11 protein-coding genes are annotated in these 15086 nt (G+C 72.2%); 7 read left to right on the forward strand and 4 right to left on the reverse strand.

What is annotated here, in order from left to right:
• The first annotated feature begins 122 nt into the window (after positions 1-122).
• Positions 123-1055: a LysR family transcriptional regulator gene (locus AC3ANS_RS06420; protein WP_488295338.1), complete on the forward strand. Its 933-nt coding sequence runs from the start codon at positions 123-125 to the stop codon at positions 1053-1055.
• Here the strand turns inward: AC3ANS_RS06420 and AC3ANS_RS06425 are convergent.
• The 3 genes from AC3ANS_RS06425 to ilvD (AC3ANS_RS06435) form a co-directional block, all read right to left on the reverse strand.
• Complete coding sequence (locus AC3ANS_RS06425) at positions 1052-3637, reverse strand: glycoside hydrolase family 65 protein (RefSeq protein WP_488295339.1); 2586 nt, start codon at positions 3635-3637, stop codon at positions 1052-1054. The two genes, AC3ANS_RS06420 and AC3ANS_RS06425, sit on opposite strands and share 4 nt — an antisense overlap.
• Positions 3634-4386 (reverse strand): HAD family hydrolase, encoded by a 753-nt coding sequence (locus AC3ANS_RS06430; protein ID WP_488295340.1) that lies wholly within the window; start codon positions 4384-4386, stop codon positions 3634-3636. Before AC3ANS_RS06430 ends, AC3ANS_RS06425 begins: the two co-directional genes overlap by 4 nt.
• 124 nt (positions 4387-4510) lie before the next feature.
• Complete coding sequence (gene ilvD / locus AC3ANS_RS06435; RefSeq protein WP_488295341.1) at positions 4511-6358, reverse strand: dihydroxy-acid dehydratase; 1848 nt, start codon at positions 6356-6358, stop codon at positions 4511-4513.
• 45 nt (positions 6359-6403) lie between these two features.
• Between ilvD (AC3ANS_RS06435) and ilvD (AC3ANS_RS06440) the strand changes: the two genes are divergently transcribed.
• From ilvD (AC3ANS_RS06440) to AC3ANS_RS06450, 3 genes are read left to right on the forward strand one after another with little or no spacing between them, the layout of a single operon-like run.
• Complete coding sequence (ilvD, locus tag AC3ANS_RS06440) at positions 6404-8098, forward strand: dihydroxy-acid dehydratase (RefSeq protein WP_488295342.1); 1695 nt, start codon at positions 6404-6406, stop codon at positions 8096-8098.
• Positions 8098-9078: a hypothetical protein gene (locus AC3ANS_RS06445; RefSeq protein WP_488295343.1), complete on the forward strand. Its 981-nt coding sequence runs from the start codon at positions 8098-8100 to the stop codon at positions 9076-9078. Before ilvD (AC3ANS_RS06440) ends, AC3ANS_RS06445 begins: the two co-directional genes overlap by 1 nt.
• Complete coding sequence (locus AC3ANS_RS06450) at positions 9075-10088, forward strand: FUSC family protein (protein ID WP_488295344.1); 1014 nt, start codon at positions 9075-9077, stop codon at positions 10086-10088. The genes AC3ANS_RS06445 and AC3ANS_RS06450 overlap by 4 nt, the downstream gene beginning before the upstream one ends.
• On the opposite strand, the gene AC3ANS_RS06455 is transcribed toward AC3ANS_RS06450, so the two are convergent.
• Positions 10060-10956, reverse strand: coding sequence for an aldose 1-epimerase family protein (locus AC3ANS_RS06455; RefSeq protein ID WP_488295345.1), 897 nt, complete (start codon positions 10954-10956; stop codon positions 10060-10062). The genes AC3ANS_RS06450 and AC3ANS_RS06455 overlap by 29 nt on opposite strands.
• A gap of 61 nt (positions 10957-11017) precedes the next feature.
• Here AC3ANS_RS06455 and xylB point away from each other — a divergent pair, with 61 nt between their 5' ends.
• From xylB to AC3ANS_RS06470, 3 genes are read left to right on the forward strand one after another with little or no spacing between them, the layout of a single operon-like run.
• Entirely contained in the window at positions 11018-12415 is a 1398-nt protein-coding gene (gene xylB, locus AC3ANS_RS06460; protein ID WP_488295346.1) for a xylulokinase, read from the forward strand.
• A 45-nt stretch (positions 12416-12460) separates the two neighbouring features.
• Positions 12461-13825, forward strand: a complete 1365-nt coding sequence (locus AC3ANS_RS06465; RefSeq protein ID WP_488295347.1) for a cadherin repeat domain-containing protein — start codon at positions 12461-12463, stop codon at positions 13823-13825.
• Between the two features lie 50 nt (positions 13826-13875).
• Complete coding sequence (locus tag AC3ANS_RS06470) at positions 13876-15084, forward strand: kynureninase (RefSeq protein WP_488295348.1); 1209 nt, start codon at positions 13876-13878, stop codon at positions 15082-15084.
• Positions 15085-15086: the final 2 nt, after the last annotated feature.

Raw genomic sequence — 15086 nt, forward strand, 5'->3', positions numbered from 1 at the left:
CGGAGTCGGGGCACCGATCGGTGCCGTCCTCACCACCCTCACCGGGTGCCGCCCATCGCACAAACGACTCTTCGGCAATGTTGCCATGCTTGATCGGAATGGCTGCGGCTAGCCTGGGAGCCATGACGGACGTGACGGTCACGGGGTTGCGGGTCGCCCTGGAGGTGGCCCGGGCCGGCTCCATCAGCGCAGCCGCCGAGCGGCTGGGCTACACGCAGTCGGCCGTGTCCAGGCAGGTGGCGGCCACCGAACGCGCGCTGGGCGGGCCGCTGTTCGTGCGGCAGCCCCGCGGCGTACGGCTCACTCCCGCTGGTGCGGTGGTGGTCCGTCATGCGGCCGTGGTCGTGGACACCCTCGGGACCCTCGACGAGGAGCTCGCCGGGATGCGGGACCGGCTGAGCGGCACGCTGGTCGTCGGCGCGTTCCCCACCGCGCTCGCGACGATCCTGCCGCGCGCGATCCGGGACCTCCAGCAACACCATCCCGCACTCTGCGTGCGAGTCGAGGAGGGTTCGAGCCCTCAGCTGCTGCGCAAGCTCACGAGGGGACGGATCGAGGTCGCGCTCCTCGCGACCGGCAACGGGCTGCCCGACCTGGACCTCACCGGCCTCACGGTCCACGATCTCCGAGGGCGGCGGGGCTTCGGTGTGGCGGTGAGCGCGGAGCACCGCTTCGCGCACCGTGACTGGGTGGCTCCGCACGAGCTCGCGGACCAGGCCTGGGTGGCGGGCCCGTCGACGGCGCAGACCCCGGAGTTCGAGGCCTGGCCGCTCTTGGAGAAGCCCCACGTCGCCTACGTCGTGCGGGACTGGCCGGCGCGCCTGGGTCTCGTCGCTGCCGGGCTCTGCATCGCCCTGGTCCCGGGGCTGGCCGCCGAGCTGGTGCCGGCCGGGGTCCGGTGGGTGCCGATCAAGGCTGACGACGACGAGACCGCGCGCGTCGAGCGCCGACTGCGGGTCGTGATGCGGGCCGATCCAGGGCCGGGTGCCCAGGCGATGGCCGAGCACGTCCGGTCCCAGGTCGAGCCTCGGGACGGGGCTTCAGCAGGGTCCTAGGGCGCCAGCGGCGGTGCGGGGTCGACGTACGCCGGCAGCTCGCCGGTCGTCTCGACGTCGTCGGCCGGCGGCAGGATCGGGTCCGGGACGCCCGCGGTGATCGTGCTGCCGTCGGCGCGGGTGCCGCCGATGATCGGGTGGTCGCCCAGCAGGCCGTCGATCCGGTCGCCCTGGTCGGGCAGCGCGACGACGACGGGCGCGCCCTTGCTCACGACGTACTCGGTGCCGCGCACGGTGAACGGGACGTCCGCCTCACCTTCCACGATCGTGAACACCACGCGGTCCTGGGTGAGCTCGACCTGGACCCGCGAGCCCTGCCAGCACACGCGATACGTCAGGCCCGGCCAGGTCATCGGCAGCCGCGGCTCGAAGCTCAGCCGGCCGCCGTGGTCGCGCATGCCGCCGAACCCGAACACCAACGCGCTCCACACGCCACCCGTCGAGGCGATGTGCAGGCCGTCGAGGGTGTTGCCGTGCAGGTTGGCCAGGTCGACGTAGAGCGACTCGTGGAAGTAGTGCAGCGCCGCCTCGTGGTAGCCCACCTCGGCCGCGATCACCGACTGCACGACCGCCGAGAGCGTCGAGTCGCCCGTGGTGATCGGGTCGTAGTACTCGAAGTCGGCGCGCTTCTCCTCGAGCGTGAACCGGTCGCCCTGGAGGAACAGGGCCAGCACCACGTCGGCCTGCTTGAGCACCTGGAACCGGTAGATCACCAGCGGGTGGTAGTGCAGTAGCAGGGGCCGCAGCTCGGCCGGCGTGCGGGAGAGGTCCCACACCTCGCGGTCGAGGAAGAAGTCGTCCTGCGGGTGGATGCGCAGCCCCTCGTCGTAGGGGATCGTCATGCCCTCCGCGCACGCGCGCCACTCCGCGACCTCGTCGGGGTCCAGTCGCAGCCGCGCGACCACCCGGACGTAGTCGTCGGGGTGCTCGGTGCGGATCCACTCCAGCGCCTCGACGGCCTGCTCGAGGTTGAACCGGGCCATCACGTTCGTGAACAGGTTGTTGTTGACGACCGTCGTGTACTCGTCGGGCCCGGTGACGCCGTGGATGTGGAACGTGCGGTCCCCGTTGCTGCGCCAGAAGCCGAGGTCGGCCCACATCCGGGCGGTCTCGACCAGGATGTCGATGCCCTCGCGCAGCAAGAAGCCGTCGTCACCGGTCGCCCGGACGTACTTCGCCAGTGCGTAGGCGATGTCGGCGTCGATGTGGACCTGTGCGGTCCCCGCGGCGTAGTAGGCCGAGGCCTCCTCGCCGTTGATCGTGCGCCAGGGGAACATCGCGCCGCTCTGCGCCATCTCGCGGGCGCGCTCACGGGCGGCAGGCAGCATCACCGACCGGAAGTGCAGCGCGTTGCGGGCCACCTCCGGGCGCGTGTAGGTAAGGAAGGGGACGACGTAGATCTCGGTGTCCCAGAAGTAGTGGCCCTCGTAGCCCGAGCCCGTGACGCCCTTCGCCGGCACACCGAGGCCGTCGATGCGGCCGGTCGCCTGGGCGAGGCTGAACACGTTGTAGCGGATCGCCTGCTGTACGGCGTGGTGCTCGGGGGTGTCGCCGCCCACCTCGACATCGGCGGCCGCCCAGAAGTCGGCGTACCAGGCTCGCTGGTCGGCCAGGTAGTGCTCGGCACCGTGCCGGCGGGCCCGGTCGAGCGTGCGGTCGCAGCGGTCGGAGAGCTCGCGCACCGGCACCACGCGCGAGGTGTGGTAGGCCACGGTCTTCTGCAGGCGCATCGTGGTGCCGCGTGTCGCGTCGATGCGGAACACCATCTTGGCCTGGTCGTCGTCGCAGCGAGCCAGCGCCTCGTGCTCGTCGGGGGTCTCCAGGAGGTGGTCGGCCGCCACGGCGATCGTCATGCCGGAGTGGACGCACTGGTAGCCCAGGCCCATCCGGTCCTCGGTGGCGTAGCTGAGGCGGGGGAGCAGCACCCGCTCGCCGAACGCCGCGGCCCGACGCGGGTCGACGACATCGCCCGTGAGGCCATCCGTGGGGTGGACGACGCGGTACTCGTCGAGCCCGTCTTGGCGGTTGAGGATCTGCGAGGAGATCACGACCGGGGCGTCGCCGCTGAGCATCTCGACCTCGAGGGTCATGATCGCCAGGTGCCGCTGCGACATCGACACCATCCGGGTCGAGTCGATGCGCACCCGCTTGCCCGACGGGGTGCGCCAGATCAGGTGCCGGCGCAAGATGCCGTCACGGAAGTCCAGGCAGCGCTCGTAGTGCTCGAGGTCGGCGGTGCCGAACGTCAGCGGCTCGTCGTCGACGTAGATCTTGAGCACCATCGTGTCCGGCGCGTTGACGATCGTCTGGCCGGTGCGCGCGAACCCGAACGCCGACTCCGCGTGCCGGATCGGCCAGGTCTCGTGGAAGCCGTTGACGAAGGTCCCGTGGGCGTACGCCGGGCGGCCCTCCTCGGGGTTGCCGCGCATGCCGAGGTAGCCGTTGGCGACCGAGAACAGCGTCTCGGTCACGCCGAGGTCGACCGGGCTGTAGCCGGTCTCGACCAGCGCCCAGGGGTTGGCGGGGAACCGGCCGCGGTCGAGCGGGTCGGGGCCGACCTCGTCACCGAAGCTGCGCGTCATCGGGCGCGCTCCGGCTCGCCCGGGACCAGCTCGGCCAGGTCGGAGACGACGACGTCCGCGCCGGCCTCGGACAGGGTGGCGTGACCGGCACCGCGGTCGACCCCGATCACCAGACCGAAGCCACCGGCGGCGCCCGCCCGCACTCCTGACACGGCGTCCTCCAGCACGACTGACCGATCGGCCGTGGCCCCGAGCACCTGAGCGGCGTGCAGGAACGTGTCCGGTGCGGGCTTGCCCGGCAGGCCCAGCTCGTGGGCGACGGTCCCGCTCACGACCGTGCGGAACCGCTCGGCGAGACCGGCGGCCGCGAGCACGGCCGGCGCGTTGGCGGACGACGAGACGACCGCCAGCGGCAGGCCGAGCGCCTCGAGGTGGTCGAGCAGCAGCACGGAGCCCGGGTAGGCGACGACGCCGTCGCGCTCGAGAACGACGTTGAACGCGTCGTTCTTGCGGTTGCCCAGGCCGCACACCGTGTCCGCGGCCGGGTCATCGGCCGGCGTGCCCTCGGGCAGGTCGATGCCGCGCGAGGACAAGAAGTCGCGCACACCGTCGTAGCGAGGCTTGCCGTCGACCTGGGCGAAGTAGTCGACCTCGGTGTACGGCGAGGTGTCGCCCTCGCCCGCATAGGCGGACAGGAACGCGTTGAACATGTCCGACCAGGCGCGCATGTGGGCCTCAGCGGTGGGGGTCACCACACCGTCGAGATCGAACAGCACGGCGTCGTACCTCTGCCAGCTCACCGGACTCACCCGAAAAGGTTAGGGGCTCCTTGGTCCGCCCATGACCAGAAACGGCGCACGGACGTCACCAAGTGCACGGACTTTGGTCCTGTTGAGACCAATCTTCGCGGTGGCCGCGCCTGGGCGCCGAGCGTCACTCCGGGACGAGCCGGTACGCACCGTCGGAGGCGGCGGTGGCCATCAGGGCGTAGGCCCGCAGGGCCGCCGACACGGGCCGGTCGCGGTCGACGGGGGTGAACGGCTTGTCGCGCTTCTCCTGGGCCGCGCGCCGCTGGTCGAGGATCAGCGGGTCGACGTCGAGGACGATCGAGCGGTTCGGGATGTCGATCGTGATGGTGTCGCCGTCCTCGACGAGCGCGATGGTGCCGCCGCCGGCCGCCTCGGGGGAGACGTGGCCGATGGAGAGCCCCGACGTACCGCCGGAGAAGCGGCCGTCGGTGAGGAGCGCGCACTGCTGCCCGAGGCCGAGGCCCTTGAGGTACGACGTGGGGTAGAGCATCTCCTGCATGCCGGGCCCGCCCTTCGGGCCCTCGTAGCGGATGACGACCACGTGACCGGCCTGGACCCGCTTGGACAGGATGCCCTCGACGGCATCGTCCTGGCTCTCGAAGACGATCGCGGTGCCGCTGAAGGTCCAGATCTCCTCGGGAACGCCGGCGGTCTTCACCACGCAGCCGTCCTCGGCGAGGTTGCCCTTGAGGATCGCGAGGCCCCCGTCCACGGTGTAGGCGTGCTCGACGTCGCGGATGCAGCCGTCGGCGGCATCGGTGTCGAGCGATCCCCAGCGGTTGTCCGTCGAGAACGCCTCGGTGGTGCGCACGCCGCCGGGCGCCGCGTGGAACAGGTCGAGCGCGGCGTCGCTGGCCGTGCCGCCGCGGATGTCCCACTCGTCGAGCCACTGCTGGAGCGAGGGACTGTGGACCGCGTGGACACCCGCGTTGAGCAGCCCGCCGCGGTGCAGCTCGCCGAGCAGCGCCGGGATGCCGCCGGCGCGGTGGACGTCCTCCATGTGGTACTTCGGCGTGTTCGGGGCGACCTTCGACAGGCACGGCACCCGACGCGAGACCTCGTCGATGTCGTCGACGGAGAACGTCATGCCGGCCTCACGCGCGGCGGCGAGCAGGTGCAGCACCGTGTTGGTGGAGCCGCCCATGGCGACGTCGAGCGCGAACGCGTTCTCGAACGCCGCGTGGGTCGCGATGTTGCGGGGGAGGACCGACTCGTCGTCGTCCTCGTAGTAGCGCTTCGCGATCTCGACGACGAGGCGACCGGCCTCCTCGAAGAGACGACGCCGTGAGCTGTGCGTCGCGAGCGTCGAGCCGTTCCCGGGAAGCGACAGGCCGATCGCCTCGGTCAGGCAGTTCATCGAGTTGGCGGTGAACATCCCCGAGCACGACCCGCAGGTGGGGCATGCGGAGCGCTCAATGACGTCAAGCTGCTCGTCGGTGACCGCGTCGTTGACGGCCAGCACCATCGCGTCGACGAGGTCGAGCTTGGAGTGGACGACGCCCTCGATCGCCTGGGTCTTGCCGGCCTCCATCGGACCGCCGGAGACGAACACGACCGGGATGTTGAGCCGCAGCGCGGCCATCAGCATGCCGGGGGTGATCTTGTCGCAGTTGGAGATGCAGACCAGTGCGTCGGCGCAGTGCGCGTTGACCATGTACTCGACCGCGTCGGCGATCAGCTCCCGGCTCGGCAGGGAGTACAGCATCCCGGCGTGGCCCATCGCGATGCCGTCGTCGACCGCGATCGTGTTGAACTCCTTCGCGACACCGCCGGCTGCGGCGACCTGCTCGGCCACGATCTTCCCGAGGTCGCGCAGGTGCACGTGACCGGGCACGAACTCCGTGAACGAGTTGGCGATGGCGACGATCGGCTTCCCGAAGTCGGAGTCCGTCATCCCGGTCGCGCGCCACAGGGCGCGGGCACCGGCCATGTTGCGGCCCGAGGTCGACGTTGCTGAGCGGAGGGTCGGCATGCAGCACAGGCTATGCCGCCTGGGACGAGGGCCTAGCCTGAGTCCATGACCGATCCTCAGGGCACTCCCGACATCAAGCCCCGCTCCCGCGACGTCACCGACGGCCTGGAGAAGGCCGCCGCGCGCGGGATGCTGCGTGCGGTCGGCATGGGCGACGAGGACTTCGCCAAGCCCCAGATCGGCGTGGGGTCGAGCTGGAACGAGATCACCCCCTGCAACCTGTCGCTGGACCGGCTGGCGAAGGCGGTCAAGAACGGCGTGCACGCGGCCGGCGGCTACCCGCTGGAGTTCGGCACGATCTCGGTGTCCGACGGCATCTCGATGGGCCACGAGGGCATGCACTTCTCGCTGGTGTCACGCGAGGTCATCGCCGACTCCGTGGAGACCGTGATGATGGCCGAGCGGCTCGACGGCTCGGTGCTGCTCGCGGGCTGCGACAAGTCGCTGCCCGGCATGATGATGGCGGCCGCGCGGCTCGACCTCGCCAGCGTCTTCCTGTACGCCGGCTCCACGATGCCCGGTCAGGTCGACGGCAACGACGTCACGATCATCGACGCCTTCGAGGCGGTCGGCGCGTGCCTGGCCGGCAAGATCACCCGCGACGAGGTCGACCGCATCGAGCGCGCGATCTGTCCGGGCGAGGGCGCCTGCGGCGGCATGTACACCGCGAACACGATGGCCTCGGTCGCCGAGGCGATCGGCATGTCGCTCCCCGGCTCGGCGGCCCCGCCGGCCGTCGACCGCCGCCGCGACGGGTTCGCCCACCGCTCGGGCGAGGCCGTGGTCAACCTGCTGCGCCAGGGCATCACCGCCCGCCAGATCATGACCCGCGAGGCGTTCGACAACGCGATCACCGTGGTGATGGCGCTCGGGGGCTCGACCAACGCCGTGCTGCACCTGCTGGCGATGGCCCGTGAGGCCGACGTCGACTTGAGCATCGACGACTTCAACCGGATCGGCGACAAGGTGCCGCACCTGGGCGACCTCAAGCCGTTCGGCAAGTACGTCATGAACGACGTCGACAAGATCGGCGGCATCCCCGTGGTGATGAAGGCGCTGCTCGACGCGGGGCTCATGCACGGTGACTGCCTGACGGTCACCGGCAAGACGCTCGCCGAGAACCTCGAGGACCTCGCTCCGCCGGCCCTCGACGACGAGGTGATCCGCAGCCTGGACCGGCCGATCCACAAGACCGGCGGCCTCACGATCCTCAAGGGCTCGCTGGCCCCGGAGGGGGCCGTGGTCAAGACCGCGGGCTTCGACGACTCCGTGTTCACCGGCACCGCCCGCGTGTTCGACGGCGAGCGCGCCGCGATGGACGCGCTCGAGGCCGGCGAGATCCAGGCCCGCGACGTCGTCGTGATCCGCTACGAGGGCCCCAAGGGCGGGCCCGGCATGCGCGAGATGCTCGCGATCACCGGTGCGATCAAGGGCGCGGGCCTCGGCAAGGACGTGCTGCTGATCACCGACGGCCGGTTCTCGGGAGGTACGACGGGCCTCTGCGTCGGGCACATCGCCCCCGAGGCCGTCGACGGCGGGCCGATCGCGTTCGTGCGCGACGGCGACCAGATCACCCTCGACGTCGCCAACCGGCTGCTCGAGGTCGAGATCGCCGACGAGACGGAGTGGGAGCAGCGCAAGGTGGGCTGGGAGCCCAACCCGCCCAAGTACACCCGCGGGGTCCTCGGCAAGTACGCCAAGATCGTCCAGTCCGCCGCCCACGGCGCCATCACTGGCTGATGCGGGACGAGCGCGGACCGGTCGTCTTCCTGGTCCTGCTCGCGATCGTCGCGCTGCTGGTGGTCGCTTGGGGAGTCGACCAGGAGGACGCGCGATCCTCGGTGGTCGAGGAGGGACGCGCCCCGGCGCCGACCGATGTCGAGACCCCCGCACCCACGCAGGGCGGTGACCAGTCGGACCCGCCCACGGAACCGGCGGCCCTCCCGGGCGGCGGCACGAAGATCTTCGGGGGCAACCACTTCCTCGTGGCCTACTACGGCACCGGGCAGACCGCCTCGATGGGCGTGCTCGGGGAGAGCGACCCCGACACGATGGACGCCCGGCTCCGCCGCGCCGCCAGGCCCTTCGCCGCCACCGGCCGGCCGGTGCGCCACGTCTACGAGCTGATCGTCACGATCGCCGACGCCCACCCCGGGCCCGACGGTGACTACAGCCACGACATCCCGCGCTCGGTCGTGGAGCAGTACGTCGAGGGCGCGCACCGCAACGGCGCCCTGCTCGTGCTCGACCTCCAGCCCGGCCGCACCGGGTTCCTCGACGTCGCGAAGCGCTGGGCCTGGGCACTCCGCGACCCCTGGGTCGGGCTCGCGCTCGACCCGGAGTGGCGGATGAGCGGGCACCAGGTGCCCGCCCACACCGTGGGGCAGGTGCGGGCCGCGGAGGTCAACCGCACCTCGGCGTGGCTGGCCGGCCTCACGCGCGCGGCGGGGCTCCCGCAGAAGCTGTTCGTGCTGCACCAGTTCCGCACCGACATGGTCCTGGGCATCGACCAGGTGCGCCGCCGCGCCGGGCTCGCGATGGTCCAGCACGTCGACGGCTTCGGCACCCGGCGGCAGAAGCGCGCGACGTACGCCGCGGTGGCCCGGCCTCGGCTGTTCACGATGGGCTTCAAGCTGTTCTACGACGAGGACGTCGATCGGATGGGTCCGGCCGCGGTGCGCGCACTGCGGCCGCCGGTCCGGTTCGTCAGCTTCCAGTGACCGACCTCCACCGCCGGCTCGTCGCGTTCGGTCCGCACGCCGGCGCCCACCGGGTGGCGATCCGGGCTGGCATCTGCGTGCTCGCGCCGTTGCTCGTGCTCTGGGCGGCGGGCCGCTCGGAGTGGTCGATCTATGCGACGTTCGGGGCGTTCACCTCGCTCTACGGCCGCGAGCGGGTGCACCTCGCGCGGGCCCAGCTGCAGGTGCGGTTGGCGGTGTACCTCACCGCGGCGATCGGGCTCGGCACGCTGATCGGTGTCTCCGCGCACCGTGCGTGGATCGCGGTGCCGGCGACGGCCGCGGTCGCCGCGCTCGGCTCGCTGGCGTCGGACGCGGAGGACTGGCACCCGCCCGGCCCGCTGTTCCTGGTGTTCGGGCTGGCGGCGTGCGCCTCGGTGCCCTCGGTGCCGTCCGACGTGCCGGTCGCGCTCGCCGTCGCCGGGGCGTCGGCGGCGTTCGCGGTGCTGGTCGGCAACCTGGGGGCGTTCTGGCGCGGCGCCCGCGACCCGGCCGCACCGCGGACCACTCGCCGGCGCCCGTCGTACGTCGCGAGCGCCCGTTGGCACGTGCTGCCGAGCTCGGTCGGGGTGCTGCTGGCGGGCGTCGTGGCGACCGCGTCCGGGATCGGGCATCCCTACTGGGCGATGGTGTCGGCGGTGGTGCCGCTGGTCGCTCGCGACCTCGGGCACCAGCTGGTCCGCGGGCTGCACCGCGTGGTCGGCACCGCAGTGGGGCTGGTGCTGGCGTCGGTGCTGCTCGGCCTCGACCTGTCCGCGCTGGTCATCGTGCTGGTCGTGGCGCTGCTGCAGGTGGTCGCCGAGCTCCTGGTCGGCCGCAACTATGCGCTCGCGCTGGTCGCCGTCACCCCGCTGGCCCTGCTGATGGTGCACCTCGCGGCGCCCGTGCCGGCCCGGACGCTGATCGTCGACCGCGGCCTCGAGACCCTGATCGGAGTCCTGGTCGGGCTCGCGGTCGGCTACGTCACGCGGGTGCGCTACCCGCGATCGTGAACGCCGCGCTGTGGGTCTGACCCGGCTCGAGCACCACCAGGTCGACGCCGGTGCGGAACGCGTCGGGCGGGCAGGTCGTCGGCTCGACGGCCAGCGAGCGCCGCGGCGGGTCGTGGGTGTCGGAGGTGAAGACGTGCAGCCAGTCGAAGCCCTCGTGCAGCGTCAGCGTGGTGGTCGCGCCGTCGGGGGCGAGGACCGTGGCGGACGGCCCGACCAGGCCGCCGAAGGGGTGGTCGATCACCGCGTCGCCGATGACCCGGCCCGCCCGGAAGTCCCACGCCGTGCCGTCCACGGGCTCCGCCGGCCCGGCGAGCCCGCGCTCGTCCATCGGGCACCAGGTGGTCGCCGGGAGGGTCAACGTGAGGTCCTCGACGGGGCCGTCGCCGAACGTGAAGTAGGGGTGGTGCCCGGTGCCGTACGGCGCCGCCACGGCGCCCGCGTTGGTGGCCGCCATCGTGACCCGGAGCCCGGCGTCGGTCAGCTCGTAGTCGACCGCGAGGTCGAGCACGAACGGGTAGCCGGTCGTCGGCACCAGCGGCAGCCTCAGCGAGGCGCGGGTCTCGTCGTGGTGCTCGACGGTCCACTCGGTCCAGCCGGACAGGCCGTGCAGGGCGTTGCCCTTGGCGGGCTCGTTGAGCGGCAGCTGATGGTGCACGCCCCCGAACTCGTAGGCCCCGTCGCCGACCCGGTTGGGCCACGGCATCAGCACCCAGCCGCGGTAGTCCGGGCAGACGTCACCGACCGGCCAGCCGGCGAGCATCGCGCGGCCGTCGTACGACAGCGACCGGAGCCCGGCTCCGACGGTGACCACCTCGGCCCGGTAGGGGCCGCAGGACAGGACGAGGTTCTGGCCGGACGGATCGCGCACAACCGCAGCCTAGGACCCCCTTTGGTCACGCTCCCACCGGACCGGGGACTAACCTCTGCTCGTGCCACTCGTAGCGGGGGTCGACACCTCCACCCAGTCCTGCAAGGTCGTCGTCTGTGACGCGGAGACCGGTGAGCTCGTCCGCTCCGGCTCCGCCGCCCACCCCGACGGGACGGAGGTCCATCCCGACGCGTGGTGGGAGGCCTTCGGTCAGGCGAGCGCCGCTGCCGGTGGTCTCGACGATGTCGAGGCGATCGCCGTCGGCGGTCAGCAGCACGGCATGGTCTGCCTCGACGAGGCCGGCGAGGTCGCGCGCCCGGCGCTGCTGTGGAACGACACCCGCTCCGCGCAGGCCGCCCGCGACCTGATCGACGAGCTCGGCGGACCCGCCGCCTGGGTCGAGGCGACCGGCCTGGTGCTGGTCCCGTCGTTCACCGTCACCAAGCTGCGCTGGCTGGCGCAGCACGAGCCCGACAACGCGGCGCGCACGGCGGCGGTGTGCCTGCCGCACGACTGGCTGACCTGGAAGCTGTCCGGTGCGGCGTCGCTCGACACCCTGGTGACCGACCGGGGCGATGCCAGCGGCACCGGCTACTGGTCGCCCACCACAGGTGAGTACCGCCGCGACCTGCTCGAGCTCGGCCTCGGCCACGACGCGATCCTGCCGCGCGTGCTCGGCCCGTCCGAGAGTGCCGGCCGCACCCCCGCCGGCCAGCTGATCGGCCCCGGCACCGGTGACAACGCCGCCAGCGCCCTCGGCCTCGGTGCCGTCCCCGGCGACGTGATCGTCTCGATCGGCACCTCGGGCGTGGCCTGCGCGGTCGCCGAGAAGCCGGTGGGCGACATCACGGGCGCGGTCGCCGGGTTCGCGGACGCCACCGGCCGGTTCCTGCCGCTGGTCGCGACCATGAACGCGGCCCGCGTGCTCGCGTCGGCCGAGCGGATGCTCAGCGTCGACCACGACGAGTTCTCCGACCTCGCGCTCTCCGCCCCGGCGGGTTGTGGCGGCATGGTGCTGGTGCCCTACCTCGAGGGCGAGCGCACCCCCAACCGGCCCGACGCCACCGGGGCGCTCCACGGCATGCGCCTGGAGACCACCAACCCGGCGTACCTCGCCCGCGCCAGCGTCGAGGGCATGCTCTGCGGTCTGGCCGACGCGGTCGACGCCGTCCGCGCCCTCGGCACCCCCGTCGAGCGGATCATCCTGGTCGGCGGCGCGGCCCGCTCGCGCGCGGTGCGCGAGATCGCCTCCGCCGTGCTCGGGCTGCCGGTGAGCGTCCCGCAGCCGGGGGAGTACGTCGCCCGCGGCGCCGCCCGCCAGGCCGCCTGGGTGCTGTCCGGCTCCGCCGAGGCCCCGGACTGGCCGCTCGCCGACGTCGTGGACACCCAGGTCGAGCCGACCCCGCTGGTGCGCGAGCGCTACGCCTCGGTGCGGGAGATGACCGCTCCCAGGCCGTGATGCCGAACGGCCACGGAACTCGTCCTGGTGGCCGATGATGACCCGATGGGTTCCTTCTGCCGTGTCGCACTCACCGCGGCAGTCAGCGCGGGCCTCGTCGTCGCCGCGGTCGGTCCCGCCTCCGCCACGGCAGGGAATCACCGACCTGGGCGGGTGCAGATCAGCGCCGCCGCCGTACCCGAGACCGCCTCGCCCGGCACGGTCGTCGGGCGGCTGAGCGCGACTGACCAGGACCCGCACGCACGGCAGCGCTTCGCGCTGGTCGACGGCACGGGCTCGCAGGACAACGGCCTGTTCCGGATCCGGGGGAATGCCCTCGTCCTGAGCGGCATCCTGGACTTCGAGAGCGAGCCGACCCTCACCGTCCGAGTCCGGGTGACGGATGGTCGCGGTGCGCGGCGGGCCACGCCGATCGCCCTCCGCGTGCTCGACCGGGCCGAGGCCCGGGTGGTCACCCTCTCCGGCTCCGCTGTCGAGGAGAACCGGCCGGCCGGCACCGTGATCGGCACCCTGTCCACCACCGGCGTGAGCGCGGGAGACAGCGTCGACTACACCGTCGTGAGCGGCTCGTTCCAGACCGTGGGCGACCAGCTCGTGACCGCTGCCTCGTTCGATCACGAGACGCGCGCGACCGAGAGCGTGCGGGTCCGGTCGACCGACTCCGAGGGCCACTCGACCATCGGCGACTTCAGCGTCTCGGTGGCCGACGTGGACGAGTCCCTCCCACCGGTCGTCGTCCCGAACCAACTGCCCTACTTCATCGGGCCGACGATCCTGTCGGTCGAGGAGAACCAGCCGAGTGGGACGGTCGTCGCCACGGTGTCGGCCATCGATCCCGAGGGCGACCCCTTGGTCTACTCGCTGGCTGCGAACTTCGTGGCGCCGTTCGCGGTCGCCGCGGACGGGACCATCACGACCACGAGCTCGTTGGACCACGAGGGCACGAGCAACTACGTGATCACGGTGCGGGCGACGGCCGCCAACGGCTTCGCCCAGGTCTCCGTCACCATCTACGTCGACGACGGCAACGACGCCCCGTGGGGTGTGGAGCTGACGGGCAGCCGCCCGGTCGAGGCGGACACCGGCGTCCAGCTCGTCGGTGTGTTGTCGGCCTCCGACGACGACCGGGACGGCGTCCTCTTCTTCTCGGTCGTGGACGCCAAAGACGCGCACGGTGCCGTGGTCAATGCAGGGCTGTTCATCATCACCACCACCTGCGGGCTGCCGACGTTGATCGCCAACACCGACGCGCTGGCGGCCGGCTCCTACTCGGTGACGATGCAGGCCACCGACGCCGGCGGACTGTTCTCCCAGGCTCCGGTGTCCGTGACCGTCGTCCCAGCACTGCCGCCGCCACCCCCGCCGCCGTCGCGAGCCCGGGTCGACCCGGGTGCACAGCGCCGGTGCTGAGCCGCCACCAGCGCGCTGCGAACCGGTCTGATAGACACCAGCAGGTGATGATGGATCCCGCTCAGCTCGACCACGCCGACCCGCTGGCGCCGTACCGCGACCGTTTCGTCGGCGCCGACCAGCCGCTCGTCTACTTCGACGGCAACTCGCTCGGCCGGCCGCTCGCTGTGACCGGCCCGCGCCTGGCGCGGTTCGTGGAGCAGGAGTGGGGCGGACGGCTGATCCGCGGGTGGGACGAGGGCTGGCTCGAGCTGCCGCTCACGCTGGGCGATGACCTCGGCCGCGTCGTGCTCGGCGCCGCGCCCGGCCAGACCGTGGTCGGCGACTCGACGACCGTGCTGATCTACAAGCTGATGCGGGCTGCGGTGGCAGCCCGTCCGGGTCGCACCGAGATCGTGATCGACCGCGACAACTTCCCGACCGACAGGTACGTCGCGGACGGCGTGGCCCGCGAGTGCGGGTTGACCCTGCGCTGGATCGACGTCGACCTCGACGCGGGCGTGACAGCCGAACTGCTCGAACCCGCCGTCGGTCCCGACACCGCCCTGGTCGTGCTCTCGCACGTCGCCTACCGCTCGGCGTGGCTGGCCGACCTGCCCGAGCTCACCCGGATCGCCCAGGACGCAGGCGCCCTGGTGCTCTGGGACCTGTGCCACTCCGCCGGCTCCGCGCCGATGGGCCTGGACGACGCGGGCGTCGACCTGGCGGTCGGCTGCACCTACAAGTACCTCAACGGCGGCCCCGGCGCCCCGGCGTTCGCCTACGTCGCCTCGCGGCACCTCGCGGAGCTGGCGCAGCCGATCCAGGGGTGGATGGGCGCGGTCGACACGTTCCTGATGGGGCCGTCGTACGCCCCCGCGGCGGGGATCCGCCGCTTCCTGTCCGGCACCCCGCCGATCGTGGGGATGCTGGCGATGCAGGACATGCTCGCGCTGGTCGAGGAGGCCGGCATCGAGGCGGTGCGCGCCAAGTCGGTGGCGCTCACGTCGTACGCCGTCGACGTCGCCGACGAGCTCCTCGCCCCGCTCGGCGTGGTGCTCGCCTCGCCGCGCGACCCGGCGCTGCGCGGCGGCCACGTCACGCTCAACCACCCACTGATGCGCGAGGTGACCGCGGCGCTCTGGGAGCGCGACGTGATCCCCGACTACCGCGACCCGCACGGTCTGCGGATCGGGCTCTCGCCGCTGTCGACGTCGTTCGCGGAGGTGCGCCGCGGTCTCGAACTCGTTCGCGAGACCCTCGAGCAGATGACAGCCTGAGA

This window comes from Nocardia sp. 149-1B (assembly GCF_057747975.1).

Coding starts and splice junctions, on each gene's coding strand:
- AC3ANS_RS06420 (WP_488295338.1), top strand. CDS start 123: ATGACGGACGTGACGGTCACGGGGTTGCGGGTCGCCCTGGAGGTGGCC.
- AC3ANS_RS06425 (WP_488295339.1), bottom strand. CDS start 3,637: ATGACGCGCAGCTTCGGTGACGAGGTCGGCCCCGACCCGCTCGACCGC.
- ilvD (WP_488295341.1), bottom strand. CDS start 6,358: ATGCCGACCCTCCGCTCAGCAACGTCGACCTCGGGCCGCAACATGGCC.
- ilvD (WP_488295342.1), top strand. CDS start 6,404: ATGACCGATCCTCAGGGCACTCCCGACATCAAGCCCCGCTCCCGCGAC.
- AC3ANS_RS06445 (WP_488295343.1), top strand. CDS start 8,098: ATGCGGGACGAGCGCGGACCGGTCGTCTTCCTGGTCCTGCTCGCGATC.
- AC3ANS_RS06465 (WP_488295347.1), top strand. CDS start 12,461: ATGGGTTCCTTCTGCCGTGTCGCACTCACCGCGGCAGTCAGCGCGGGC.
- AC3ANS_RS06470 (WP_488295348.1), top strand. CDS start 13,876: ATGGATCCCGCTCAGCTCGACCACGCCGACCCGCTGGCGCCGTACCGC.